General features: G+C 70.4%; 22 protein-coding genes and 3 pseudogenes. 16 read left to right on the top strand and 9 right to left on the bottom strand.

Annotated features, from left to right (window positions below; genetic code table 11):
• Positions 1 to 76: 76 nt before the first annotated feature.
• Positions 77 to 1,207, bottom strand: coding sequence for a hypothetical protein (locus ACFU95_RS25215; RefSeq protein ID WP_383831566.1), 1,131 nt, complete (start codon positions 1,205 to 1,207; stop codon positions 77 to 79).
• Between the two features lie 444 nt (positions 1,208 to 1,651).
• On the opposite strand from ACFU95_RS25215, the gene ACFU95_RS25210 reads away from it, so the two are divergent.
• Both ACFU95_RS25210 and ACFU95_RS25205 read left to right on the top strand, forming a co-directional pair.
• Positions 1,652 to 1,864: a CU044_2847 family protein gene (locus ACFU95_RS25210; RefSeq protein ID WP_383831564.1), complete on the top strand. Its 213-nt coding sequence runs from the start codon at positions 1,652 to 1,654 to the stop codon at positions 1,862 to 1,864.
• A 292-nt stretch (positions 1,865 to 2,156) separates the two neighbouring features.
• A complete protein-coding gene (locus tag ACFU95_RS25205) occupies positions 2,157 to 2,945 on the top strand; it encodes an FHA domain-containing protein (protein ID WP_383831562.1) in 789 nt (262 codons plus the stop codon).
• A gap of 25 nt (positions 2,946 to 2,970) precedes the next feature.
• Here the strand turns inward: ACFU95_RS25205 and ACFU95_RS25200 are convergent, their stop codons facing one another.
• Positions 2,971 to 4,902: a serine/threonine-protein kinase gene (locus ACFU95_RS25200; protein ID WP_383831560.1), complete on the bottom strand. Its 1,932-nt coding sequence runs from the start codon at positions 4,900 to 4,902 to the stop codon at positions 2,971 to 2,973.
• Positions 4,903 to 5,146: 244 nt separating this feature from the next.
• Between ACFU95_RS25200 and ACFU95_RS25195 the strand changes: the two genes are divergently transcribed.
• Complete coding sequence (locus ACFU95_RS25195; protein ID WP_383831558.1) at positions 5,147 to 5,938, top strand: polysaccharide lyase family 7 protein; 792 nt, start codon at positions 5,147 to 5,149, stop codon at positions 5,936 to 5,938.
• Here ACFU95_RS25195 and ACFU95_RS25190 read toward each other — a convergent pair.
• The 6 genes from ACFU95_RS25190 to ACFU95_RS25165 form a co-directional block, all read right to left on the bottom strand.
• Positions 5,928 to 6,866: an ABC transporter permease gene (locus ACFU95_RS25190; protein ID WP_383831556.1), complete on the bottom strand. Its 939-nt coding sequence runs from the start codon at positions 6,864 to 6,866 to the stop codon at positions 5,928 to 5,930. The two genes, ACFU95_RS25195 and ACFU95_RS25190, sit on opposite strands and share 11 nt — an antisense overlap.
• Entirely contained in the window at positions 6,853 to 7,650 is a 798-nt protein-coding gene (locus ACFU95_RS25185) for an ABC transporter ATP-binding protein (RefSeq protein ID WP_383831554.1), read from the bottom strand. The genes ACFU95_RS25190 and ACFU95_RS25185 overlap by 14 nt, the downstream gene beginning before the upstream one ends.
• A 37-nt stretch (positions 7,651 to 7,687) precedes the next feature.
• Entirely contained in the window at positions 7,688 to 8,794 is a 1,107-nt protein-coding gene (locus tag ACFU95_RS25180; RefSeq protein WP_383831552.1) for an ABC transporter substrate-binding protein, read from the bottom strand.
• A gap of 165 nt (positions 8,795 to 8,959) precedes the next feature.
• Positions 8,960 to 9,061 (bottom strand): putative leader peptide, encoded by a 102-nt coding sequence (locus tag ACFU95_RS25175; protein WP_383831550.1) that lies wholly within the window; start codon positions 9,059 to 9,061, stop codon positions 8,960 to 8,962.
• 85 nt (positions 9,062 to 9,146) lie between these two features.
• Complete coding sequence (locus ACFU95_RS25170; protein ID WP_383831548.1) at positions 9,147 to 11,126, bottom strand: FAD/NAD(P)-binding protein; 1,980 nt, start codon at positions 11,124 to 11,126, stop codon at positions 9,147 to 9,149.
• A complete protein-coding gene (locus tag ACFU95_RS25165) occupies positions 11,123 to 12,100 on the bottom strand; it encodes an amino acid ABC transporter permease (RefSeq protein WP_383831546.1) in 978 nt (325 codons plus the stop codon). The genes ACFU95_RS25170 and ACFU95_RS25165 overlap by 4 nt, the downstream gene beginning before the upstream one ends.
• A gap of 598 nt (positions 12,101 to 12,698) precedes the next feature.
• Here ACFU95_RS25165 and ACFU95_RS25160 point away from each other — a divergent pair.
• Genes ACFU95_RS25160 through ACFU95_RS25135 form a run of 6 tightly spaced genes read left to right on the top strand, consistent with a single transcriptional unit; the run spans position 12,699 to position 18,074 of the window.
• Positions 12,699 to 13,850 (top strand): LLM class flavin-dependent oxidoreductase, encoded by a 1,152-nt coding sequence (locus tag ACFU95_RS25160; protein WP_383831544.1) that lies wholly within the window; start codon positions 12,699 to 12,701, stop codon positions 13,848 to 13,850.
• On the top strand, positions 13,847 to 14,362 hold the full coding sequence (locus tag ACFU95_RS25155) for a GNAT family N-acetyltransferase (protein ID WP_383831542.1): 516 nt from the start codon (positions 13,847 to 13,849) through the stop codon (positions 14,360 to 14,362). Before ACFU95_RS25160 ends, ACFU95_RS25155 begins: the two co-directional genes overlap by 4 nt.
• 2 nt (positions 14,363 to 14,364) lie before the next feature.
• Positions 14,365 to 15,315: an ABC transporter substrate-binding protein gene (locus ACFU95_RS25150; RefSeq protein ID WP_383831583.1), complete on the top strand. Its 951-nt coding sequence runs from the start codon at positions 14,365 to 14,367 to the stop codon at positions 15,313 to 15,315.
• A gap of 24 nt (positions 15,316 to 15,339) precedes the next feature.
• Entirely contained in the window at positions 15,340 to 16,275 is a 936-nt protein-coding gene (locus ACFU95_RS25145; RefSeq protein WP_383831540.1) for an amino acid ABC transporter permease, read from the top strand.
• Entirely contained in the window at positions 16,272 to 17,036 is a 765-nt protein-coding gene (locus tag ACFU95_RS25140; protein WP_383831538.1) for an amino acid ABC transporter ATP-binding protein, read from the top strand. Before ACFU95_RS25145 ends, ACFU95_RS25140 begins: the two co-directional genes overlap by 4 nt.
• Positions 17,037 to 17,087: 51 nt before the next feature.
• Complete coding sequence (locus tag ACFU95_RS25135; RefSeq protein WP_383831536.1) at positions 17,088 to 18,074, top strand: ABC transporter substrate-binding protein; 987 nt, start codon at positions 17,088 to 17,090, stop codon at positions 18,072 to 18,074.
• Positions 18,075 to 18,084: 10 nt separating this feature from the next.
• Here the strand turns inward: ACFU95_RS25135 and ACFU95_RS25130 are convergent, their stop codons facing one another.
• The gene (locus ACFU95_RS25130; protein ID WP_383831534.1) at positions 18,085 to 18,990 is read right to left on the bottom strand and encodes a LysR family transcriptional regulator; all 906 of its coding nucleotides are present in this window, start codon (positions 18,988 to 18,990) and stop codon (positions 18,085 to 18,087) included.
• Between the two features lie 137 nt (positions 18,991 to 19,127).
• Here ACFU95_RS25130 and ACFU95_RS25125 point away from each other — a divergent pair, with 137 nt between their 5' ends.
• From ACFU95_RS25125 to ACFU95_RS25095, 7 genes and pseudogenes are all read left to right on the top strand, one after another.
• On the top strand, positions 19,128 to 19,208 hold the full coding sequence (locus ACFU95_RS25125; RefSeq protein ID WP_361305046.1) for a putative leader peptide: 81 nt from the start codon (positions 19,128 to 19,130) through the stop codon (positions 19,206 to 19,208).
• Positions 19,209 to 19,418: 210 nt separating this feature from the next.
• A complete protein-coding gene (gene sfnG, locus ACFU95_RS25120) occupies positions 19,419 to 20,549 on the top strand; it encodes a dimethylsulfone monooxygenase SfnG (protein WP_383831532.1) in 1,131 nt (376 codons plus the stop codon).
• Between the two features lie 36 nt (positions 20,550 to 20,585).
• Positions 20,586 to 20,886, top strand: a pseudogene (locus ACFU95_RS25115) (monooxygenase); the annotation flags it as partial.
• A gap of 149 nt (positions 20,887 to 21,035) precedes the next feature.
• Positions 21,036 to 21,785, top strand: a pseudogene (locus tag ACFU95_RS25110) (acyl-CoA dehydrogenase family protein); the annotation flags it as partial.
• A 15-nt stretch (positions 21,786 to 21,800) separates the two neighbouring features.
• The gene (gene ssuE, locus ACFU95_RS25105; protein ID WP_383831530.1) at positions 21,801 to 22,358 is read left to right on the top strand and encodes an NADPH-dependent FMN reductase; all 558 of its coding nucleotides are present in this window, start codon (positions 21,801 to 21,803) and stop codon (positions 22,356 to 22,358) included.
• The gene (locus tag ACFU95_RS25100) at positions 22,355 to 23,551 is read left to right on the top strand and encodes an SfnB family sulfur acquisition oxidoreductase (protein ID WP_383831528.1); all 1,197 of its coding nucleotides are present in this window, start codon (positions 22,355 to 22,357) and stop codon (positions 23,549 to 23,551) included. The genes ssuE and ACFU95_RS25100 overlap by 4 nt, the downstream gene beginning before the upstream one ends.
• 38 nt (positions 23,552 to 23,589) lie before the next feature.
• Positions 23,590 to 23,800 (top strand): annotated as a pseudogene (locus tag ACFU95_RS25095) (hypothetical protein); the annotation flags it as partial.

Genomic DNA, 23,800 nt, shown 5'->3' with positions numbered 1-23,800 from the left:
CAGCAGCCTCGGCTACCGCAGTCCCGCCGAATACGAGACCGCACTCGCAGCCTGACCACCACACGGATGGTGTCCGTCAAAGCGGAACAAGCTCAACGTGGCCTTCGGCCGCCCAGGCGGTCACCAGGCGAACGGCAGCAGCGGCGGTCACACCGTGCACAGCTTCCCGGGACGAGGGACCGGATGTCAGGACGAAGCAGCGCTTTGGCTCAGGTCGGCTCGCGACGCTAGTTCGACGGGAGGGGCGACTGGGGGCTCGCACCTCGCCGAGGGCGGCCAAGGCACGCCCGGGACGGCCGGTGGCCGAGTTTCCGTACTCGGTGCGGATGGTCAGGACACCTCTCCAGCCTTCGACGCGCCCGACACACCCGACGAAGCGTAGGGTGCAGGTCTTCGACTCACAGACGTGATCGAGGAGTTCCAGATCCGGTCCTGTGATGGCGTCCTGAAGTAGCTCGACCAGCCGCTCATCGTGAAGCATCGTCCCGCTTGCCACAGTCCGTACGAATGTCCAGTCCAGCCCATGCTCAGTGACATCGTTACTCACCGTGAGACCAGTGTGCCCTGCCAGTGCTGTCCACATCCGTGGGCGGCGCAGTAGCGCGCTCGCCAACTGCGCGCTCGCACGATGCTGGGCAATCACATCGCGGGGTAGAGGTGGACGACGCCGCAGAGGTGCGGCTGTCTCGCCGGGCACCCATTGCGGAGTGCAGCGTTCCTGGATCACACGTTCGTGACGTGCCTGAAGCACGCTGGCCAGGAGCTCGTCTCCTTGAAGATGGACGCGCACTGTTGGATCGGCTGCGTTCCATCGGATGCCGGTCTTGTCGCCGAACGAGGCGGTTAGTTCGAGTTGTTTTCCGACGACGCACGCCTGCATGCCTGGTACGCCGCGCCTCGTTCCGCGCTTCTCCTTGTACGGCAGCAAGTCGAGCAGTGCTTCGACGGCCCTGGCGCTTTCGAGTCGCAGGTGCAGCAGATCCGCCTCCGCGCGAAACGCTTCCACTACACCGAGAGGGTTTTGCGGAGAGTGATGCGACGCCAACCCGGTAAGGATCAGCGCTTCGAGCAACGCTTGATCCTGACTGGCTGAAGCCACAAGGTCCGTCCATGTGCGACGGTCGGTGAGGCGGATGCTCGCCGACCTAAATGCCTCACCGGTGAGGTCGGTGACGGCGGCGGCGTTGACGTTGAGGTAGGTGTTCATGGCTGTACGCTCCTTCATCCCGCTCCGTTGCCTCCCGGCCAGGCTGCTTGGAACGGATCTCAGGACCCCATGAATCGCAGAGAGACGGCGTACTACTTCTGGAGCGATTTGATGCGTACGTAGATTGCCTGTCAGCGCCACTAGGCCGGGTCTGGACGCTCAGGTCTGGCCGCGTACAGAGGCCAGGCAGCGATATTGAACCACACTCATTGCGCTCGCAGATGGATCGCGGGCCCCGCGAGCGCTGGCGTTTCACGCTACGCATGCTGTCCCGGCCCGCAACGCCGTAGCGGGCTGCTGAGGGGGCCCAGTTCACGGCCCTCCGCGGCCTGGATGCCCGGATCCACAACGTCGCGCGCACCGGAGGCGATGATGGCGGCCGCAGGCACGTGACCACGGCTGGTGCCTGGCTCAGTGCTGACCCGGGGTGCGTCGACGTCTGCGGTGATCGAGAAGGCCGAGGACACGTTCGAGCAGGTCATGCGTGCCGTGCGGAGCGTGACGCGCGGGGTGGCTGCCCAAGTGGATGCGTTCGTGCAACGACCGGACGTCCTCGTCGTGGAGTTCGGTGTCGAGTTGAGCGCTCAGGCAGGGGCTGTCATCACGGCGGCCGGTGCCTCGGCTCAGCTGAGAATCAGCCTGACCTGGAACAAATAGTGGTCGCCCCGGAACAAGCGCTGGACGAGAGTCGACGCATGGCGGCGTGGTGACGGTGGAGGAGCCTCTGTGGGTTGCCGTGGGCAGGCTCGCCACGGAGGGGCGGCGCGCAGGGTCCGTCGTCCTCCGGGACCCCTCCCGTGCACCGGGCAGCATGATGCGCGCACTGTCTCGACTTGGGTGCGTCGGATGTGGGGAGGGGTCCCGCAGCGGGTGTGGACACTGGTCAGCACGCCGTACGCCCGCCCAGTAGCGCTCGAACCCAGAAGCCCACGTCCCGAGGAGACCAGCGATGACCCTCTCCGCCAGCCTCGCGCGTGGTGTCGCGCCCGCCACGCCCGGGACCCTGCACGCCCGCACGGTCACCGGCGAGCTCAGCGCACCGCCCCGCCCGGGGCTCACGGTCCGCTTCGGGCGTGGTGAGAAACCGGACGTGGACCTGGGGGTCGGCGTGGACGACCTGCGGGTGAGCCGGCGGCACGGCGAGTTGACGTACCGTCAGGGGCTGTTGTGGCTGCGGAACACCGGGCAGCAGCTCGTCCGGCTGCCGCGCGGCCGGATGATGCACCTCACCACCGAACCGATCCCCCTCACCACCGGCTATACGCCACTGTTCGTGAAGGGCTCCGGCTACCGCGAGCACCTGGTGGAGCTGTACGTGGCGGGCCATGACGACCAGGGGCCGTTGTCGCGGCGGCGCGCCGAGACCGTCCGGCCGGAGACCTGGGCGCTCAACGACGACGAACGGCTCCTGCTGGTCGTCCTCGGTCAGCGGTACCTGCTCTACGAGGAGGATCCGCGTCCTCTGTCGTACGCGACGGCCGCCAAGCAGCTCAGCTACCTGCGCCCGGACGCCCGGTGGAACGAGCGCCGGATCGAGCACCGGATCGAGGCCGTACGCCACCGTCTGGACCGCACCGGCTTCCGGTACCCGCTGATGCACGACAAGTCGCAGGGCCGCCCCGGTGACAACAACCTGCTGCACAACCTGATCAAGGGCCTGGTGGAGTCGACGACGCTCGTGCCGCCGGACCTCGACCTGATGGAGGACGACGCGGCCTGGCCCGACTCCGCGCCCTGAGCGCGCGGCGGGGCGCCGTACGTCCTCAGCCGCGCAGTTCGGCGGCGGCGGAGGCCGCCAGCTTCTCGGCCACCCCGCAGAGTTCGTCCGTGGGCCGTTGCCCGCCCACCTCCAGGCGCACCATCTCGGCGGCGGTCTCGGCGTCCTGGCCGCTGTACCTGCGGTACTCGACGAAGGCCGTACAGGTGTCGCCGTCGTCGCCCGGTTCGATGACGGTGCGGTGCCCGCTGAGGCTGAGGGCCGTGCCCTCCTCCGCCGACTTGGGCTGATCGCGGAAGAAGCTCACCTCCACATCCAGTTCGTCGACGTCGCTGGACCACTCGCAGCTCCAGTTCGCGATGCCGACGTCCGGCACGTCGACCTTGAGCCCGGGAACGGCGGACAGCGCCTTGGCGTCGAGCAGCTCACAGGCGTTCGCCCAGGCCAGCGACGCGCGCGGGTAGGGCGGCGAACGACGCGGCAGCGGACCCCGGTCGAGGACCTCGGCCGCGCCCCGGGCGGCCTTGTCGGCGACCGTGCACAGGGTCGCGTTGCCCCCGACCACGGAGCCCTTGCCCATGTTGACGCGCACCCCGACCAGGGTGTCGCTGCTGTCGCCGTCGGCCGTCAGCAGCAGCTTGCACTCGTCGCTCTCCGCCTGCTCCTCGCGGATGCCGATCCTCCCGACGGTGCTGGACGGCTTCGACCCCTCGGGCGGTGAGCCCCGACGGAGGCTGACCGACACGTCGATCCGGGTCTTGTCATCGACACCGACGAGCACGTCGCAGCGGTCGAAGTTCCCGTAGTCCACGTCCACACGGATCTCCCCGTCGCCGAACTGCTCGAAGGCGGCGGGGTCGGCCAGCTCGCACACGTCGGCCGTGTGCGGATCGCCGATCAGGGCCGGCGCCGCGCCGTCCGCGTCGAGCCGGCTCCGGCTCTCACCGGGGTGCGGAGCGGCCTTCCCGTCGTCGCCGAGGTCGGGCAGCACGACGAGCCCCAGGGCCAGTACGGCGCTGATGCCGAGGGCCGCGGCGATCAGCGGTCGGTGCCGTCGGCGGCGCCCCGTGACGGGGCCGGTGGTGGCCGTGTCCGCAGAGGGTGTCGGCGCGGAACCGGCGACCTCCTCCAGGAGCCGTTTGACCTCGGCGGCCTCGGGGCGTTGGCGGGGATCACGGCGCAGCATGGAGGTGAGCACGGGGTACAGCGGACCCACGGCGGCGGCGTCCAGCTCGACGACGCCCTGCTCGGCCTTCCAGTACCGCAGGCGCTCGGCTTCCTTGCCGCTCTCCCCTGGCCCGGCAGGGACGTCGTCCGCGTCCTGCGCGGGGGCTCCGCCGCGCGGCGGAGCGCCGGTGACCAGCGCGTAGAGGGTGGCCGCCAGGCAGAACACGTCCGAGGCGGGCCGTGGGACGTTGCCCCGGGCCAGCTCCGGGGCGGCGTAGTCGGGGGTGAAGCTGAACGGGCCGTTGACGGTGATGGTCTCGGTGCCGCCGACCCGGTAAGCGGCGCCGAAGTCCAGTAACTTCGCGGTCCCGTGCCGGGTCAGGCCGATGTTGGCGGGCTTGACGTCGCAGTGGACGATGCCCGCCTCGTGCAGGGCGGCCAGCGCGTCGGCGAGCTGGGCACCGACAAGGGCCGCGCGCACGGGCGAGACGGTGGGCTGCCGGTCCAGGCCGCCGCCGGGGACGTACTCCATGACGAACCAGTACGTCTCCCGGCCGTCACTGTCCTGGGGCACGGTCACGACGTCGAACAGCGTCACGACATGCGGATGGTCGCGGAACTTGGCCAGGGCACGCGGTTCGCCCAGCAGCCGCCGCACCGCGGTCTCGCCCTCGCCCTCCGCCCGCTCGGGTTTGAGTGCCACGTCCTGGCCCACCACGGTGTCGTGGGCCAGCCACACGTCGCCGCCCCGACCCGCGCCGATGACCTCCTTGAGGACATAGCGGTCGGCGAACTCGTCCCCGGAACGCACGGATCTTCCCCCTCGGTCGAACCCCGGACGCCACACGGCCCAGGGCCGCGCGCAGTTCGAAACCTACTGCGTGCGGCGGACCGTACGCAGTGTCTACCCAGAGCCTTCATCAGTCGCACGCATGAGCAGGTGTCACGCCTGTGCAGATGCGGTGAGACCGCCGGTTCCGGGAGGGGTCCCGCCCATCGCGCGTACGGTACGCGCGGCCCCAAACCGCGCACCTCCGACAGGAAGGCGACCCTCCATGCCAAGCACCCGGACCGTCGTGCTGGCCGGCGTCACCGCGGCCCTCTCGACCGCCGCGCTCGCGCTGTCCGCCCACGCCGACGCGCAGATCCCGGGCGCGCGGGCGGCCGCCCGGTGCGCGTATCCCTCCGACGCCCTCGACCTGACGAACTGGAAGCTGACGCTGCCCACCGGCGAGGACGAGGACCCCACCGAGAACACCCAGCCCGAGCTGGCGACCTTCGCCGCCGACCCCTGGTTCCGGGTGGAGGCCGGCTGCGACGCGGTGAGATTCCGGGCCGCGGTCAACGGCGTGACGACGGGAGGTTCCAGCTACCCGCGCGCCGAACTGCGGGAGATGACCGACGGCGGCGCGGACGAGGCCGCCTGGTCCACCACGGACGGCACCCACACCCTCGTGGTCAGGGAGGCGTTCACGGCGCTGCCCGAGGACAGGCCGTACCTGGTCGGCGCGCAGGTGCACGGCGGGGACGACGACGTCACCGTCTTCCGCCTCGAGGGCAGCAGCCTCTACATCACCGACGGCGACGACCGGCACGCCCACCTCGTCACCGACGACTACGAGCTCGGCACCGAGTTCGAGGCCAGGTTCGTGGCCAGGGACGGGGAGATCGCCGCGTACTACGACGGCCGTCTGGAGGCGACGATCTCCCACGACGGTGACACCAACTACTTCAAGGCGGGCGCCTACACGCAGGCCAACTGCGACAACTCCGAGCCGTGCGCCGACGACAACCACGGCGAGGTCCGCATCTCCCGCCTGAAGGTCACCCACACGCTCAGCGGCTGACCAGCAGCCCCCGACTCCGCAGCACCCTCCGCTCCAGCGGGCTGAAGATCAGCAGGTCGATGGCGATGCCGACGATGAGGATCAGGAAGATGGCCAGGAACACCTGGGACATGCTGCTGTTGGTGCGGCCGTGCTCCAGCAGCTGGCCGAGGCCGATGCCGAGATCGGGCGAGGTGGCGATGATCTCGGCGGCCATCAGGGAGCGCCAGGAGAAGGCCCAGCCCTGCTTCAGGCCCGCCAGATAGCCGGGCAGCGCGGCCGGCATCACGATGTGCCGGGCCTCGCGCAGCCCGGTCGCGCCCAGGGTCCGCCCGGCGCGCAGGAACAGCGGGGGGATCTGGTCGATGCCGGCGACGAGGCCGTTGGCGATGGAGGGGACCGCGCCGAGCAGGATCACGGCGTACATCATCGAGTCGTTGAGGCCCAGCCAGAGCACGGCGGGCGGCACCCAGGCCACCGACGGCAGGGACTGAAGACCGGACAGGATGGGGCCGATGGCCGCCCGCACGAACCTCACCCGGGCGACCAGCAGACCGAGCGGCGTACCGATGGCGAGGGCGATCAGGAAGCCCATCAGACCGCGGGAGACGGAGGTCCAGATGTAGTCGAGGAGCGTGCCCTGGAGCCAGGACTCGCGCACCTCGCCCCAGACTTCGGACGGCGAGGGCAGCTTGTAGTCGGGTGCCACCTCGGCCCAGACCAGCAACTGCCAGACCACCAGCACCAGCGCGATCGCGGTGACGGGCGGCAGCACCTTGCGGACCAGGGTCTCGCGCAGGGGGGTACGGCGGACCTGCACCGAGTCCAGGGCGTCGAGCCCGGCCTCCAGCCCCGCCAGATCGTTCGGATCCTGGGGCGCACCGGCCGCCGCGGAGCCGTTCTTGGTGACGTCGACCTGGATGTCGACGCCGTTGTCAGTGCTGGCCATGGCGGCGGATCTCCCCACGCAGTTCTTCGGTGATCTCGACGGACAACTCGGCGACCTCGGAGTCCTCGATGCGGCGCGGATGCGGGATGCCGACCGTCCACTCCCGGGCGACCCGGCCCGGGCGGGAGGACAGCAGCACGACGCGCTGGGCCAGCCGGACCGCCTCGCGCACGTTGTGCGTCACGAACAGCACCGACAGCCCCGTCTCCCGCCAGATCCGGGTCAGTTCGTCGTGCAGCACGTCCCGCGTGATCGCGTCCAGCGCCGCGAACGGCTCGTCCATCAGCAGCAGCCGGCTGTCCTGGGCCAGGGCGCGGGCCAGGGCGACGCGCTGCCGCATGCCGCCGGACAGCTCGTGCACCCGCTTGCCGTACGCCCCCTTCAGCCGGACCAGTTCGAGCAGCCGTTCCGCCTCCGGCCGGCGCTCGGTCTTGGCGAGCCCGCGCAGCTTCAGCGCGAGCTCGATGTTCTTGCCCGCGGTCAGCCACGGGAACAACGCGTGCTCCTGGAACATCAGCGCGGGCCGGCCGTCCGTGCCGATCGAGCCGGCGGACGGCCGGTCCAGCCCCGCGACCAGGTTGAGCAGGGTGGACTTGCCGCACCCGGAGGCCCCCAGGAGGGTGACGAACTCGCCGGGTGCGACATCGAGGGTGATGTCGTCCAGTACGAGCTGCTGTCCGGCGGGGCCGCCGAAGGACTTCGAGACATGCTCGATCCGGGCGGCGTAGGGCACCGCCGTGGCGTCCTCGGCGGCCTTGTCGGTCGTGGCCGTCACAGTGGCCATGGTCGTCACCTCCTGGGAACTGTCGGGTGCGGGAGTGTTACTTGACGCCGAGACCGGCGTCGTCGACCTCGTCCTTGCCGTCGGCCTTGAGGACCTTGTTGAGCGGCGCGAGGTCGTAGATGCCCTTGAGGTCGGGCTCCTCCAGCAGGCCGGCCTGCACCGCGTGCTTCGCCTCGGTGTCGAGGGTGGCGGCCAGCGGGTCGTCCAGGAAGGTGATCGACTTCCAGGCCGGGTCGATGACCTCGGCGGGCAGCGCCTTGCCGGAGAGCGTCTCCAGGGCCTTGTTCGCGGAGGCCTTGGCCTTGTCCGGGTTGGCGTTGATCCACTCGTTGGTCTTCACCGAACCGCGCAGTACGGCTTCGACGACGTCCGGGTGCTTCTTGAGGAAGTCCTGCCGCACGATGATGTTCGTGATCACGAACTTCTTGTCGGGCCACAGGTCGGACTCGTCGAGGAGCACCTTGCCGCCCTCGGCGACCAGCTTCGACGCGGTCGGCTCGGGCACCCACGCGCCGTCGATCGAGCCGGACTTGTAGGCGTCCGGGGTGATCTTGTTGTCGGTGCGGACGACGGAGACATCGCCCTTGCCGCTCTCCGCGTCGACCTTCCAGCCCTGCTCGGAGATCCAGTTGAGGAGCGCCACGTCCTGGGTGTTGCCGAGCTGCGGGGTGGCGATCTTCTTGCCCTTGACGTCCTTCAGGGACTTGATCTTGTCCGGGTTGACGACGAGCTTCACGCCGCCGGAGGCCGAACCGGAGATGATCCGCAGGTTCGTGCCGTCCGCCTTGGTGTAGCCGTTGATGGCGGGGGAGGGGCCGATCCAGCCGATGTCGATGGACTCGGAGTTCAGCGCCTCGATCTCCGACGGACCCGCGTTGAACGTCGAGGCCTTGATCGTGGTGCCGCCGAGCTCCTTCTGGAGCAGCCCCTCCTGGACGCCCACCAGAGCGGTGGCGTGCGTGAGGTTGGGGAAGTAGCCGATCTTCACTTCGTCGGCGGAGAGCTTCTTGGCGTCCGTGGCGACCGCGGCCTGCTTGCCGTCGTCGGTGGACTCGGCGCCGTAGCCGCAGGCGGTCAGCAGCAGGGGGAGCGCCGCGATGACGGCGAAGGTGCGCAGGGTGGTGAGCGGTCTTGCGGCAGACACGGAGGTGTCCTCTCAGGGAAAGGTGATCAGGGGTGTACGGCAGGGGGCGTGCAGCCTGCTGGTGCGCACCGGCACACCACTCGCCCGCCGTCCCGGTGGGACGGCAGGGGGCACAGCGGTGTGGGGGGACGTGCGGGTGGCGCGCAGGGACGTCAGCGCAGGGACTCAGACGAGCCGACAGATGGCGCTGGCCGTACGGCCGAAGTCGATGTGGCGACGTGTGGTCAGGAGGGGCGACAACAGGTCTGTGTGGTTGCGCGTGCTCATGGCCACCCCACCCCACAGATTCCTAGTTTTCCTACCTGGTTGATGGGGATCGTGGCAGAAGCTCGGCTCTACCCCAAGAGGCTTTTCATATAATGGACGCTTCCTTCTCGCCATCCGAGATAGGCGAGGTCAGGAGACCGGCGCCAGCGGCGCGCAGAACCGCGCGCGCCACCGCGTCATTCTGTCGGAAGGCGGGCGCGTTGGTGCGGGGCCGGGCGAAGGCGGCCACGGCCCTGCTGTTGGTGGGAGCCCCCAGGGCGATCCGGCGGGGGTGCGGGCTGTCGCCCAGCGACGGGTCGACGACGTGGCCGTCCGTGGGGGAGACGGCGAGCAGTCCGGAGCGGTGGGTGTGGGTGGGGTCGCTGATGACCTCCTCGGTGAGGGCGCCGGCCCGGTGCAGAGCCCGCAGCAGGGGATCCTCGGTGCGGTCGAGGGAGGGGCCCGGCAGATACGCCTCGACCAGGGCCGTGGCGTGGACGGTGTGGCCGGGGACGCTGGGGCTGGCCGCCGTGAAGGTGCCGGTGCTCTCGTCGGTGCCGATCCGGATGTCCGCGCCGACGAAGTGGACGATCCCGGCCCGTGACAGGGCCAGCAGCTGGCGCAGCCGGAAGCCGGGCGGGCCCGATGCCAGGAAGCTGAAGAAGCCCTGCCACCAGCCGTCCAGCTGCTCGGCGACCGACCGTGCCGTCAGCCGTCCGGCGGCCACCAGACGGGGCAGCTGCCCGTAGAGCGAGAGCAGGGCGAGGAAGGCCCCCAGGTCCGCGCTGAACTCCGGGTCCTCGCGGCGGGTGACGTCCCGGTCGACGTGGTCGCGCAGGTGGTCCTGGAAGGCGTCCGGGGTCGGGAAGGCGAGGCCGTCCAAGGGGCGGTCCAGGGTCTCGAAGTCCAGACGGTCCGCGGGGTCCGGTACGGCCGTGGCGACGAGGGCGGTCATCTCGGCGCCGTACCAGTCCAGGCGGTCGTACTCCGCGACGAAGTCCGGCCAGGGGGTGGCGGTGCGCTCGGGGTGGGCGTGGAAGAGCTCGTGATAGTGGCCGAAGCCGATCTCCTTGGCCATCAACGGCCAGACCTCGCGCCGCAGATCCAGCGGGCGGCCCACGGCGAGCAGCGCGTCGACCGCCTCCGGGCCGAAGTACCGGGGCAGCGGCGGCCGTGGGCCCTGGAGCTGGTAGCGGGTCTTGGAGTGGTACGGCACTCCCCGCCGTGACCCGACGTGCAGGACGGGCTCGCGGCCGGAGGGGAGGTAGGTGAGGGTGCCGTCGGCCCCGGTGCGAAACGCGCCTCCGCGGCCCTCGGTGAGCAGGGACATCAGGTCGATGAAGGCGAGCCCGAAGCCGCGCAGGAGGACGTGTTCGCCGGGGCGCAGCGCGGACAGGTCGGCGTCGGCGGAGAACTCCGGCCCGAGGTGGAAGCGGCCGTGCCGGCGGGCGAAGGCGGCGTGGTCGCCGTGCTCGGCGGCGGGGACGGAGCCGATGTGCCCCTGGGCGAGGATCACCAGATCGGCGGTGAGAGGGGTGGCGCGGTCGGCCAGACGCACCTGCTGCGGGCCGTCCGGGGGTCCGGTGACGGCGGTCGCGGTGGTGCGGTGCCACTCGACGGTGACGGTGGGCGGCAGCTCGGCCAGCGCCCTGCGCAGCACCCAGTCCAGGTAGGCGCTCTGGGCGCGTCGGGTGGCGAAGTCGCTCCCGGACAGCGAGCGCAGCTCGGCGAGCACTTCCGGGTCGGCCGGTTCGGCGTGCGGGGCATGGAGCGGTCCCCGGCCGGAGAACTGGGCGGCCCACTCGGCGAGCGAGGGACCCGGCCGTACCGGGCCCTCGATGGCGGACGACTCGTCGGTGAACATCGTGACGTCCTCGGCCATGCTGTTCATCCGCAGCAGTCGGGACTGCTCGTGCCGCCAGACCCGTCCCGGCCCCGGCGGGTGCGGGTCCACCAGGTGGATGCGCAACTCCCGTTGCCCGTCCCAGAGTTCGGGCGCGTTGGCGGCGATGCGCTCCAGCAGGCCGGTGGCCCGGGGGCCCGCGCCGACGACGACCAGGACGGCCGTGGCGGAGCCGGCGCTCACCGGTCACCGCCGATCGCCGGGCGGGCGTCGGAGGCCGTCGCCGCGCTCAGCCGGAGGCGTACGGCGGTGAGGTGGCCGCGCAGCCGCTGGAGCGGAGTGGGCGGCAGGGCGCGGGCGTCGCCGCGGGCGTAGTGGCGCTCGACGTAGAACTGGCCCGCGCTGAGCACCGTGGTCACCGCGATGTACCACAAGGTGGCGACCATCAGCAGCGGGATGACCTGGTAGGTCTGGTTGTAGATCAGCTGCACCGAATACAGCAGGTCGTGCACGGCCAGCACGCTGACGATGCTGGTGCCCTTGAGGGTGCCGATCAGCATGTTCCCGGCGGTCGGCACGATGGAGCGCATCGCCTGCGGGACGACGACCCGGCGCAGGGTGCGGCGTCTGCTCAGACCGAGTGCCTGGGCGGCCTCGGTCTGTCCGGAGTCCACGGACAGGATGCCGCCCCGCACGACCTCGGCGGCGTAGGCGCTCTCGTGCAGGGTCAGGCCGATGACGGCGGTGAGGGTCGGGCCGAACAGGTTGACCGTCTCGACGGTGACGAACTGCGGGCCGAACGGGATCCCGACGCCGAGCGTCGGGTACAGGGCGCCGATGTTGAACCAGAACAGCAGCTGCACCAGCAGTGGCGTGGACCGGAAGATCCACACGTAGCCCCAACTCAGCGTGCGCAGCACCGGGTTGGCGGAGAGTCGCATCACCGCGAGCACGGTGCCGAGCAGGAAGCCGAGCACCATCACCACCGCGGTCAGCCACAGGGAGAGCAGCAGTCCGTCGAGCACGGCGGAGGTGGTGAAGTATCGGCCCACCACGTCCCATTGGAAGGCTTCGTTGCGGACCACCGAGTTCAGCACCATCGCGAAGAGCAGCAGCGCGAGGGCGGCGGTCACCCACCGGCCGGCGTGCCGGCGCGGCACGATCCGTGGCGGGTCGACGCCGACCAGCGGGGGAGTCTTCGTTGCGGGACCGGACATGAGACGGGGCGACGTGACCATGGGGAGGATCTCCGAGGGAGGGAACGCGGGCGTGGGTGACCCCGGCGGCACTCGGTGCGGCCGGGGCTCGGTGTCGTCACGCTCGCCGCGTCCCTCAACGCGGCCGGAGAGGCCGCCGCGCATCGCGGAGCCGGTCCGCCGTCGATCGTATGTGCCCATGGCGGCGATGTGTCAACAGCGTGCCGCGCGAGGCCGGTCGAGGCGGTCCGGCATCCGGGCTCTGCTTGACGGGAAGCGCGATGTCCTGCTCAATTGGTCGCATGAATGCCCAGCAGCGCTTGGTCTCGCGCGGTCACATCGACTTCTGTCGGGTGTGCTCCGCGGCGTGTTGCGCCTGACTCGGCAGCGGGCCGTCTGACCGGCCCTTCCCTCCCTCGGTGACCCCGTCGCGGGCCGAGCTCCCTCTTCGCGCGCTGCCGCACCACCGTCTCTCGTCCCCACCGACGCCCGGCGTCGTCACGCCCGTACCCGAACCGTCAGCTGTCGACTGACGGATCGTCACTCATGCCTGTGCGCAAGGCGGTTGCGTCCTGTCCGCCTGCCCGCGTGCGGCCGCGTTCCCCGAAAGGTCATGCCCATGCCCGTGGAGTTCCTCGGCATCGCCGCCACCAACGACGGCTCCGAAACCACGCCGCGCTCCGGCGCCGCGTTCGACAAGGAGTACACACTCCGGCTCGCCCGGGCGCACGAGGACCACGGCTGGGACCGGGTGCTGTTCGCCTACGGCTCCGGATCGCCCGACCCCGCACCGGCCGCCGCGTACATCGCGAGCCGCCTGGACCGCCTCCAGATCCTGCTCGCCCACCGGCCCAACGTCTCCTACCCCACCTTCGCCGCCAAGACCTTCGCCACCCTCGACCGGATCAGCGACGGCCGGCTGACCGTGCACTTCATCACCGGCGGCAACGACCACGAACAGGGCCGCGAGGGCGACACCCTCACCAAGGACGAGCGCTACGCCCGCACCCGCGAGTACATCCGGATCGTCAAGAAGATCTGGACCACCCGCGAGCCCTTCGACCACGAGGGTGAGCACTACCGGTTCCACGACTTCGTCAGCGACGTCCTCCCCGTCCAACAGCCCCGCCCCGGCGTGTCGTTCGGCGGTTCGTCGCCCGCGGCGTACGCCGCGGGCGGCGCCGAGGCCGACGTCTACTGCCTGTGGGGCGAGCCCCTCGCGAAGACCGCCGAGCAGATCGAGAACGTCAAGGCCGCGGCCCGGGCGGCGGGCCGCACCGACGTCCCCCGGATCCAGGTCGCGTTCCGCCCGATCATCGCCCCCACCGAGGAGCTGGCCTGGGAGAAGGCCCACCGCACGGTCGGTGCGATCAAGGCACGCAAGGAGCGGGGCGAGGCGATCACCAAGCGCCACAACGGGCTCGACCGACCCCAGGCCGCATCACCTCAGAACGCCGGCTCACAGCGCCTCATCGCCATCGCCGAGGCGGGCGAGCGCTACGACCGGGCCCTGTGGACCCCCACCGCCGCCGCGACCGGCGGCGCGGGCAACTCCAACGCCCTGGTCGGCACCCCGGAGACGGTCGCCCAGGCGCTGCTCGACTACTACGACCTCGGCGTCGACATCCTCTCCGCGCGCGGCTACGACCTGCTGGGCGACGCCATCGACTTCGGACGGCACGTGATCCCGATCGTCCGCGAGGAGGTCGCCAAGCGCGACGCCGAGCGGGCGGCACGCGGGACGCAGACCCTCGCGGCGGTGAACGGGTGACCTCCGCACCGGAGTTGACGGTCATTCAGGTTCCCGTTTCCGACCCCCGGGTCGAGCCCCTGCTGCGCGAACTCGGCGACGAGTACTCGACGCGCTACGGCAAGGACGCGCACGCCGAGATCTCCCGCTACCCGGACGAGCAGTTCACCGAGCCGTACGGCGGTCTGCTCCTGCTGCTGCTGGAACGCGGCGAGGCCGTCGCGGGCGGCGCCTTCCGGCGGTACGACGCGACCACGGCCGAGCTGAAGCGGATCTGGACCCATTCCGCGCACCGCAGACGCGGCCTCGCGCGGCGCGTCCTCGCCGAGTTGGAGCGGGCGGCGGGCGCTCGCGGCTACCGGCGGATCCACCTGACCACCGGTCCCCGCCAGCCCGAGGCGCGCGGCCTCTACCTGGCCACCGGTTACACACCGCTCTTCGACACCGAGGCCGACCCGGAGACCGTCGGCCCGCTTCCCTTCGAGAAGCACCTCACCGTCCGGGAACGCACGGGAAAGGCCCCCGACCAGTGAACATCCGCACGATCAGAACCCGCCTGCGCTCCACCGCGGCCCTCGCCCTGCTGCCCCTGCTCGCGCTGACCGCCTGCGGCTCCGGCGATGTCGACGGCACGGCGGCGGTGGGTGCCCAGGCATCTCCCGCGCCGACCGACGATCCGGTCGCCGCCGTACACGAGGTGGACTCCGTCTCGGCCCTGCTCCCCGCCGACGTACGCGAGGCGGGCACGCTGCGGGTCGGCAGTTCGGTCGGGTTCCCGCCCGGGGCGTACTACCCGAACGGCACGGACAAGGCACCCGCGGGCCAGGACATCGACCTCGCCGACGCCGTGGCCAAGGTGCTCGGCGTGCAGCTGGAACGCCAGGACGCCTCCTTCGAGACGATCCTGCCCGCCCTCGGCAGCGGCAAGTACGACTTCGGCACCGGCAACTTCGGCGTCACCAGCGAGCGCCTGAAGACCATCGACTTCGTCACCTACATCAACGACGGCCAGGGCTTCGCGGTGAAGAAGGGCAACACTCAGCTCACGACGAAGGTCACCGACCTCACCGAACTGTGCGGGCTGACCATCGGCACCGGCGCCGGCACCACCTTCGAGGCGACCCTCACCGCACAGAAGGACGTCTGCGCCAAGGCGGGCAAGAAGCCGTACGACGTCAAGGTCTACTCGGAGAACGCGGCGACGCTCACCGCGCTCCAGCAGGGCCGGATCGACGTGATCATGTCGACCATCAACGGCCTCCGCTACCAGGCGGCCCAGCCCGCGTCACAGACCGCGTTCCTCGGCGAGTTCCACCGCCTCGACGTCGGCTTCGCCTTCAAGAAGGGCTCCCCGCTCACCAAGGCCTTCCAGGCCGCCGTCGACGAGCTGATCAAGGACGGCACCTACGCCCGGATCCTCGCCAAGTGGGGCACCGCCGCCTCCGCGATCGACGCGTCGCGGATCAACCCGGCCGAGCACAGGTGACCCATGAGCAGCGACACCAGATCCATGAGCCGCGACACCCTCGCGGAACCGGCCACGAAGCCGGCCGATGACCCGGCCGAACTGAAGGTCGTACCCACCCGCCACCACGCCCGCTGGGCCGCGGGCCTCGCCGTGATCGTGCTGATCGCCCAGTTCGCTCACGGCCTGGCCACCAACCCCGTCTGGGAGTGGAACGTCTTTTGGGACTACGTCTTCTCCGAGACGATCGTCCAGGCGGTGTGGGTGACCCTCCAGCTCACCGCCTACGCCACCGTCCTCGGCTTCCTCCTCGGCACCGTGCTCGCCTTCATGCGCCTGTCGCGCAGCCCGGTGCTCTCGACCGTCGCCTGGGCCTACATCTGGATCTTCCGGTCGATCCCGATGATCGTCCAGCTGGTGTTCTGGTTCAACCTCAGCGCCCTGTACAAGGAGTTGGGCGTCGGCATCCCCTTCGGTCCGGTGTTCTGGTCCGTCGACAGCAACAGCCTCATCGGCACCATCGGCGCCGCCATCATCGGGCTGACGCTGCATCAGGCCGCCTACGCCGCCGAGATCGTGCGCGGCGGCGTCCTCTCCGTCGACCACGGACAACTGGAGGCGGCAGCGGCGCTGGGCATCCCCCGGCTGCGGCAGATCCGCCGGATCGTGCTGCCGCAGGCCATGCGCGCCATCCTGCCCACGGCCGGCAACGAGATCATCGGCCTGCTGAAGGGCACCTCGGTCGTCTACGTGATGTCCATCGGCGAGCTGTTCTACCAGGTGCAGGTGATCTACGGCCGCAACGGCCGGGTGATCCCGCTGCTGCTGGTCGCCACCGCCTGGTACGTCGTCCTCACCTCCCTCCTTTCGGTCGCCCAGTACTACGTGGAGCGCCGCTACGCCCGCGGCGCCGACCGCACCCCGCCGCCCACCCCGCTCCAGCGCGTCCGGCGCCGGTTCGTGACGAAGGAGATCTCATGAGTGCCGTCATGGTCGACGTCCACGGCGTCCACAAGAGCTTCGGTCCGCTGGAGGTGCTGCGCGGCGTCGACCTTCAGGTCCGGGCCGGCGAGGTCACCGTGATCCTCGGCCCGTCCGGCTCCGGGAAGTCCACGCTGCTGCGCACCATCAACCACCTGGAGAAGGTCAACCGCGGCTGGGTCAGCATCGACGGCGAGCTCATCGGCTACCGCCGCTCGGGGAACAGGCTGCACGAGCTGAAGGAGAGGGACGTACTGAAGCAGCGAACCAACATCGGGTTCGTCTTCCAGAACTTCAACCTCTTCCCCCACCTGACCGTGCTGGAGAACCTCGTCGAGGCCCCCGTCTCCGCGCTGCGCCGTCCGCGCAAGGAGGCGGAGGAGACCGCCCGCCGGCTCCTCGACCGGGTCGGCCTCGCCGACAAGGCCGACGCCTACCCGCGCCAGCTGTCCGGCGGCCAGCAGCAGCGCGTCGCCATCGCCCGCGCGCTCGCCCTCGAACCGAAGGTACTGCTCTTCGACGAGCCCACCTCGGCCCTCGACCCGGAACTGGTCGGTGAGGTCCTCGACGTCATCAAGGACCTGGCCGGCACCGGCACCACCATGATCGTCGTGACCCACGAGATCGGCTTCGCCCGCGAGGTCGCCGACACCGTGGTGTTCATGGACGGCGGAGTCGTCGTGGAGCAGGGACCGCCCGCGGCCGTCCTGGACCACCCACGCCAGGAACGGACCCGCGCCTTCCTCTCCAAGGTCCTCTGACCGGCGCCCTCACCCACCCTCACCCCCGTTCCACACGCAAGGAGAACGACCGTGTCCACCAGCCTCGCCCGTCGCCGTACCGCCGCAGCCGCGCTCGGACTCGCCTCCGCCCTCGTCCTCGCCGCCTGCGCCAACCCCACCGACGGCGGCACCACCGAGGTCGCGGCCACGTCGGGATCCAAGACCAAGATCAACATCAGCTCGGACCAGGACCGCGTCACCACCGGCAAGGTCGACTCCATAGCCGCCGAGGTACCGGAGGCGATCCGCAGGAGAGGCACCCTGGAACTCGTCGCCTCCTCCGGCTCCGCCGCGCCGCTGACCTTCTACGCCACCGACAACAAGACCGTCATCGGCGTCGAACCCGACCTCGCGTACCTGGTCGCCGACGTCCTCGGGCTCAAGCCGCACCTCAACACGGTGTCCTGGGAGAACATCTTCGTCGGACTCGACAGCGCCAAGTACGACGCCGGCCTCAGCAACATCACCGTCACCGAGGAGCGCAAGGAGAAGTACGACTTCGCCACCTACCGCGAGGACAACCTGGGCTTCGAGGCCAAGAAGGGCAGCGGATGGAAGGTCACCGGGCCCGCGGACGTGGCGGGCCGGACGGTCGCCGTGGGCAGCGGCACCAACCAGGAGAAGCTGCTGGTCGAGTGGAGCAAGGAGAACGAGAAGGCCGGTCGCAAGCCGGTCGACATCAAGTACTACCAGAACGACAGCGACACCTACCTCGCTCTCCAGTCAGGCCGTATCGACCTCTACCTCGGCCCCAACCCGACCGCCGCCTACCACGCGGCCACCACCGGCAGGACGGAGGTCGTCGGCACCTACTCCGGCGCCGGCGCCACCCTCCAGGGCCTCATCGCGGCCACCACCAAGAAGGACAGCGGCCTGGTCAAGCCGCTGGCCGACGCCCTCAACCACGTCATCGAGAACGGGACGTACGCCAAGGTGCTCAAGCGCTGGGGCCTGTCCGACGAGGCCGTGACCAAGTCGGAGATCAACCCGCCCGGCCTGCCCAGGACCAACAAGTAGCGGGCGCCCCTCAAAGGGCCTCGTACGCACGGGCGTTGCGCACGAACAGCTCGTGCAGATCGCGGACCGCCCGGGGGACCGAGCCGGAGTGCCGGCGCTGGAGGACCAGCAGCACCTCCGTCTCGTCCCCCGCGAGCGGCCGTACGGTGATCGCGCCCCTCCGCTCCAGCGGATCGCCGATGACACTGAAGTCCGGTAGCACCGTCGCCCCCAGCCCCTCGGCCACCATCAGCTTGCCCATCTCCGCGCCGTCGGTGGAGTAGGAGAACGACGGCGTACGGCCGTCGAGCAGCCGGTGCAGGAAACGGTGCATGACATAGCCGGACCGCATCACCACCAGCGGCTCGGCCAGCAGGCTGTCCGCGTCCACGGTCTCCAGGGCGGCCAGCGGGCTGTCCGGGCGCACGCACACCACCGGCCGGCCGCGCAGCAGCTCGGTGGTCTCGAAGCCGGGCGGCAGGTCGTCGCCCCCGAGGTAGTTCACCAGCCCCAGATCGAACGCCCCCTCCAGCAGCCCGCGTTGGATCTCGGACTGCTGGGCGCCGACCAGCTCGACCTGGGTGAGCGGGTGCGAGGCCCGGAACTCCCGCACCGTCGGGATGACCAGCGGGACGGTGGCCGTGTTGACCGTGCCGAGCCGGACCATCCGGCTGATGCGGTGCTGGTCCCCGGCCGCCCCGCGCAGCCGGTCGACCGCGTCCAGCACACTCATGATGTGCGGCAGCAACTCCCGCCCCTCGTCGCTGATCTTCGCCCCGGACCGCTTGCGCTCCAGCAGATCCACGCCGAGCTCCCGCTCCAGATTGCGCACCGTCTCGCTGAGCGCCGGCTGGGACAGATGCAGTTCCTCGGCGGCGCGCCGCAGCGACCCCGACCGCGTGACGGCGGCGATGTATTCGAGCTGTTCTATACGCACGACAGGAGCGTGCCGCCAGCCGCGCGCCGCGTTCAAGGGAAACCCTGTCACAACCTCGTGAATACCGACTCTCAGCATGTGGAATCACCTCCGGGCATTCTTGACCGGCCGGACCCCCTCCTGTTTTGATCGATGACATGAAGCGACCGGATCTCACGCAGCGACGCCATGTCGACCTCGCGCGTGTCTCCAGCTCCTGCTGTCGCTGTCGGGTCTGAACCCACCGGACCGGCCTCCGAGGGAAACCCTCGCACTCGCGCCGCTCTCTTCGCGCATTTCACCGCCGACCGATTTCCGTCGTGATTTCGGCACGTGAATTCGACTCTCCCCGGGACGGCGTTCCCGCACGCCTGAACCCCGGTCACTGAACACGTTTCCCTGTCACGCACGCGCCCTTTTCGCGTGCGCACTCATGCCAGGAGTTCCCCATGCCCGTACCGCCCGGATCCGACCCCGCCCGCTTCGCCTACTGGGTGCCGAACGTCAGCGGCGGCCTGGTCACCAGCACCATCGAGCAGCGCACCGACTGGGGCTACGACTACAACCGCGAACTGGCCGTCCTCGCCGAGAACAACGGCTTCGAGTACGCCCTCAGCCAGGTCCGCTACATGGCCAGCTACGGCGCCGAGTTCCAGCACGAGTCGACCAGCTTCAGCCTCGCCCTGCTCCTCGCCACCCAGCGGCTCAAGGTCATCGCCGCCGTCCATCCCGGACTGTGGCACCCCGGCGTCCTCGCCAAGCTCGGCGCCACCGCCGACCACCTGTCGAACGGCCGCTTCGCCGTCAACGTCGTCAGCGGCTGGTTCAAGGGCGAGTTCACCGCCCTCGGAGAGCCCTGGCTGGAGCACGACGAGCGCTACCGCCGCTCGGAGGAGTTCATCACCGCCCTGCGCGGGATCTGGACCGAGGACCACACCGAACTCGCCGGTGACTTCTACCGGTTGCGCGACTTCTCCCTCAAGCCCAAGCCCCTCAACACGCCCGAGCGCCCGCACCCGGAGATCTTCCAGGGCGGCAACTCCAGCGCCGCCCGCGCCATGGCGGGCCGGGTCTCCGACTGGTACTTCAGCAACGGCAAGGACTTCGACGGCGTCACCGAGCAGATCAACGACGTCCGCGCGGCCGCCGCCCAAGTGGGCCGCACAGCACCGAAGTTCGGCCTCAACGGCTTCCTCATCGCCCGTGACACCGAGGCCGAGGCCCGCGACACGCTCCGCGAGATCGTCGCCAAGGCCAACACCGAGGCCGTCCACGGATTCCGCGACGCCGTCCAGCAGGCCGGCCCGTCCACCGGCGACGGCAAGGGCATGTGGCAGGACTCCGGCTTCGAGGACCTCGTCCAGTACAACGACGGCTTCCGCACCGGCCTGATCGGTACGCCCGAGCAGATCGCCGAGCGGATCGTCGCCTACAAGCGGCTCGGCGTGGACCTCTTCCTCCTCGGCTTCCTGCACTACCTGGAGGAGGTCGAGTACTTCGGCAAGCGGGTGCTGCCCCTCGTACGCGAACTGGAGGCCCAGGAAGCCGAGTCGGAACCCGTCGCCGCCATCCGCGCCTGACCGCCACCCGTACCCACAGCTGAGAAGGGGTTCCCCATGAGCACCGCCGCACCGGCCGACTGGAAGACCGCACCCGCCCCGAGTGACCCCGAGGGCTGGCTCGCCCGCGCCGCCGAGGTCGCCGCCGTCCTCGCCACCGACGCCGCGGCCCGTGACCCCGCCGGGCACCTGGTACGACGGAGGTCAACTCCTCAAGGACGCCGATACGGTCACCTTGCTCAGCCCCACCGAACACGGCGGCGGAGGCCAGGACTGGCCTACCGCCTACCGCGTGGTCCGCGAGATTTCCAGGGCGGACAACTCCACCGGGCAGCTACTCGGCTACCACTACCTTTGACATCCTCCCCCCGCTGGAAGCGGGAGGATTCCAACCCTGATTGGCTGAGGTTCACGGACGCTCGACCGCCTGAGTGGTGTCGTCCCTCCGACGTGTCCCGCCGCGACGTCACAAACCTAGCACGACGCTTCGCACCGTCAGGGGTTGTTTTCACCGGCAGCAGGGTCTCCGGCGTTGTGGTTCTCAAGGGCGTCCTGGAAGGCATCGGCCAGGACGAATCCGCCATCGTGCCAGTCGGCTCCGGGGACCTGGCCTTCCATGACGGCTGGGAGATCATCGACCAACGCCTGACCGAGAGCGGCGGCGTCACCCTCGACGCCGTCCGCGTGCCCTGGTCGGCCGCGGCGGGCTATGTGGACAAGCGGTTCCGGCCGCGTGTCTACAACACCCTCAATGTGCCGACCATCCAGCTCGTCTTCGTCAGCTTCTACCTGGGCATCGCCGCCGGCGCCCTGGAGACCGCCGCCACCTACACCCGGACCAGGTCCCGCGCCTGGCTGCACGGCGGCCACGAGCACGCCGTCGACGAGCCGTACGTCATCGACACCTACGGCGACCTCACCGCCAAGCTGTGGGCCGCCGAAGCGCTCGCCGACGCGGTGGCCGCCGAGGGGCAGAAGCTGCACGACGACCCGGACGCGGTCACCGAGCAGGCCCGCGGTGAGTTCGAGGTTCGGGTGGCCGCGGTGAAGGCTCGCGCCACCGACGTGGCACTGGAGGTCACCAACCGGATCTTCGAGGTGACCGGCGCCCGCGCCACCGCCTCCGCCGAGGGCCTCGACCGCTTCTGGCGCAACGTTCGCACCCACACCCTCCATGACCCGGTGGCCTACAAGCGCCGCGAGATCGGCCGCCACGTCCTCACCGGCGAACTGCCGCAGCCCACCTGGTACTCCTGAAAGGTCGGTCCTGTCATGGCCACCATCCTCTCCGTCTCCGGCAGCCCCTCCGCCACCTCCCGCACCGCCCGGCTGCTGCGTCACCTGGACGACCGGCTCGCCGCCCAGGGACACGACGTGATCCCGCTCGACGTCCGCACCCTGCCGCCCGAGGCCCTGCTCCACGCCGACTTCCGGCACCCGGCGATCGTCGAGGCCACCGCCCTGTTCGAGCGCGCCGACGGCATCGTGATCGGCACCCCCGTCTACAAGGCCGCCTACTCCGGTCTGCTGAAGTCGCTGCTCGACCTGCTCCCGCAGTACGCGCTCGCGGGCAAGACCGTCCTCCCGCTGGCCACCGGCGGCACCACCGCCCACGTCCTGGCCATCGACTACGCCCTGCGCCCCGTTCTCAACTCCATGGGCCCCGCCCACATCACCCCGGGCTGGTTCACCCTCGACAAGGACATCTCCGTCGGCGACGACGGCACCCTGACCGTCGCGCCCGGCACCGCCGAGGCCCTGGCCCAGGTCACCGACCAGTTCTCGCTCGCCCTCGGTGGCCGCCCGACCCTGCTGGCGGCCACCGCATGACCGCCGTGCCCGTGCTCACCGGCGACGCCGAGGCCCTCGGCGTCGCCGCCGAACTTGCCGCGGACTTCCGCAAGGACGCCGCCGAGCGGGACGCGCTGCGCCGGCTGCCGCACGCGGAACTGGAGCGGCTGTCCGCCTCCGGGCTGCTCGGGGTGACGGTGCCCGAGGAGTTCGGCGGCGCGGACGTCCGTACGGAGACACTCGCCGGGATCTTCCGGCTGCTGGCCTCGGCCGACGCCAGCCTCGCCCAGATCCCGCAGAGCCACTTCGTGTACGTCAACGTGCTGCGCCGGCAGGGGAGTCGGGAGCAACAGGCGTTCTTCTTCGGCGAGGTCCTGGCGGGGAAGCGGTTCGGCAACGCCCAGTCGGAGGCGGGCACCACTCATGTGCAGGACATCCGGACGCGGCTCAGGCGGCGCCCGGACGGGTCGTACGTCCTCGACGGCGTCAAGCACTACTCCACGGGCGCCCTGTTCGCCGACTGGATCCCCGTCCTCGCCCGCGCCGACGACGACAACCCGCACGTGGCGTACGTACCGCGGGACGCGCCCGGTCTCACGGTCGTGGACGACTGGGACGGGATGGGGCAGCGGACCACCGCGAGCGGCACCGTCCGCCTGGAGTCGGTGCCCGTGTCCGCCGACCGGGTGGTGCCGCACCACCTCACCTTCCAGGGGCCCCAACTACACGGAGCCGTGGCCCAGTTGCTGCACGCGGCGATCGACGTGGGGATAGCCTCCGGGGCCCTGGCCGAGGCCGTGGAGTTCGTCCGCACCAAGAGCCGCCCCTGGTTCGAGAGCGTCGACGCCGGACACGCCACCGCCGCCGAGGACCCCCTGCTGGTCCAGCGGTTCGGTGAACTGGCGATCCGGGTCCGGGCCGCCGACGCGCTGCTCGCCGCCGCGGCCCGTTCCGTGGACGCGGCCCGCGCCGACCTGACCGACGACTCCGCCGCCGAAGCCTCGATCGCGGTGGCCGCCGCGAAGGTGACGGCGGCGGAGGCGGCCGTGGAGGTCGGCAGCGCCCTCTTCGAGGTCTCCGGCACCCGGTCGGCGCTCGACTCCCTGGGCCTGCACCGCCACTGGCGCGACGCCCGCACCCACACCCTGCACGACCCGGCCCGCTGGAAGGTCCAGCACGTCGGCCGCCACGTGCTCAACGGCACCAGGCCACCCCGGCACGGACTGCTGTGAAGCCCTTCACGCCCCCCACTCTCTGATCGGAGACCGACGTGTCCCTCACGTTCCACTGGTTCCTGCCCACCAACGGCGACAGCCGCCACGTCGTCGGCGGCGGTCACGGCACCCCCGCCACGGTGTCCGGCCGTGACCGGCCGCCGACGGTCGCCTACCTCAGCCAGATCGCCCGCGCCGCCGAGGACCTGGGGTTCGTCGGCGCGCCGGTCTCGTATGCACCTCTTACGCTGTCGGCGAATAGATAGG

The sequence above is a fragment of the Streptomyces sp. NPDC057623 genome (assembly GCF_042800355.1).
GTDB lineage: Bacteria > Actinomycetota > Actinomycetes > Streptomycetales > Streptomycetaceae > Streptomyces.
The sequence above is the reverse complement of the archived record's forward strand: the minus strand, read 5'-3'. Positions and strand labels throughout refer to the sequence as shown.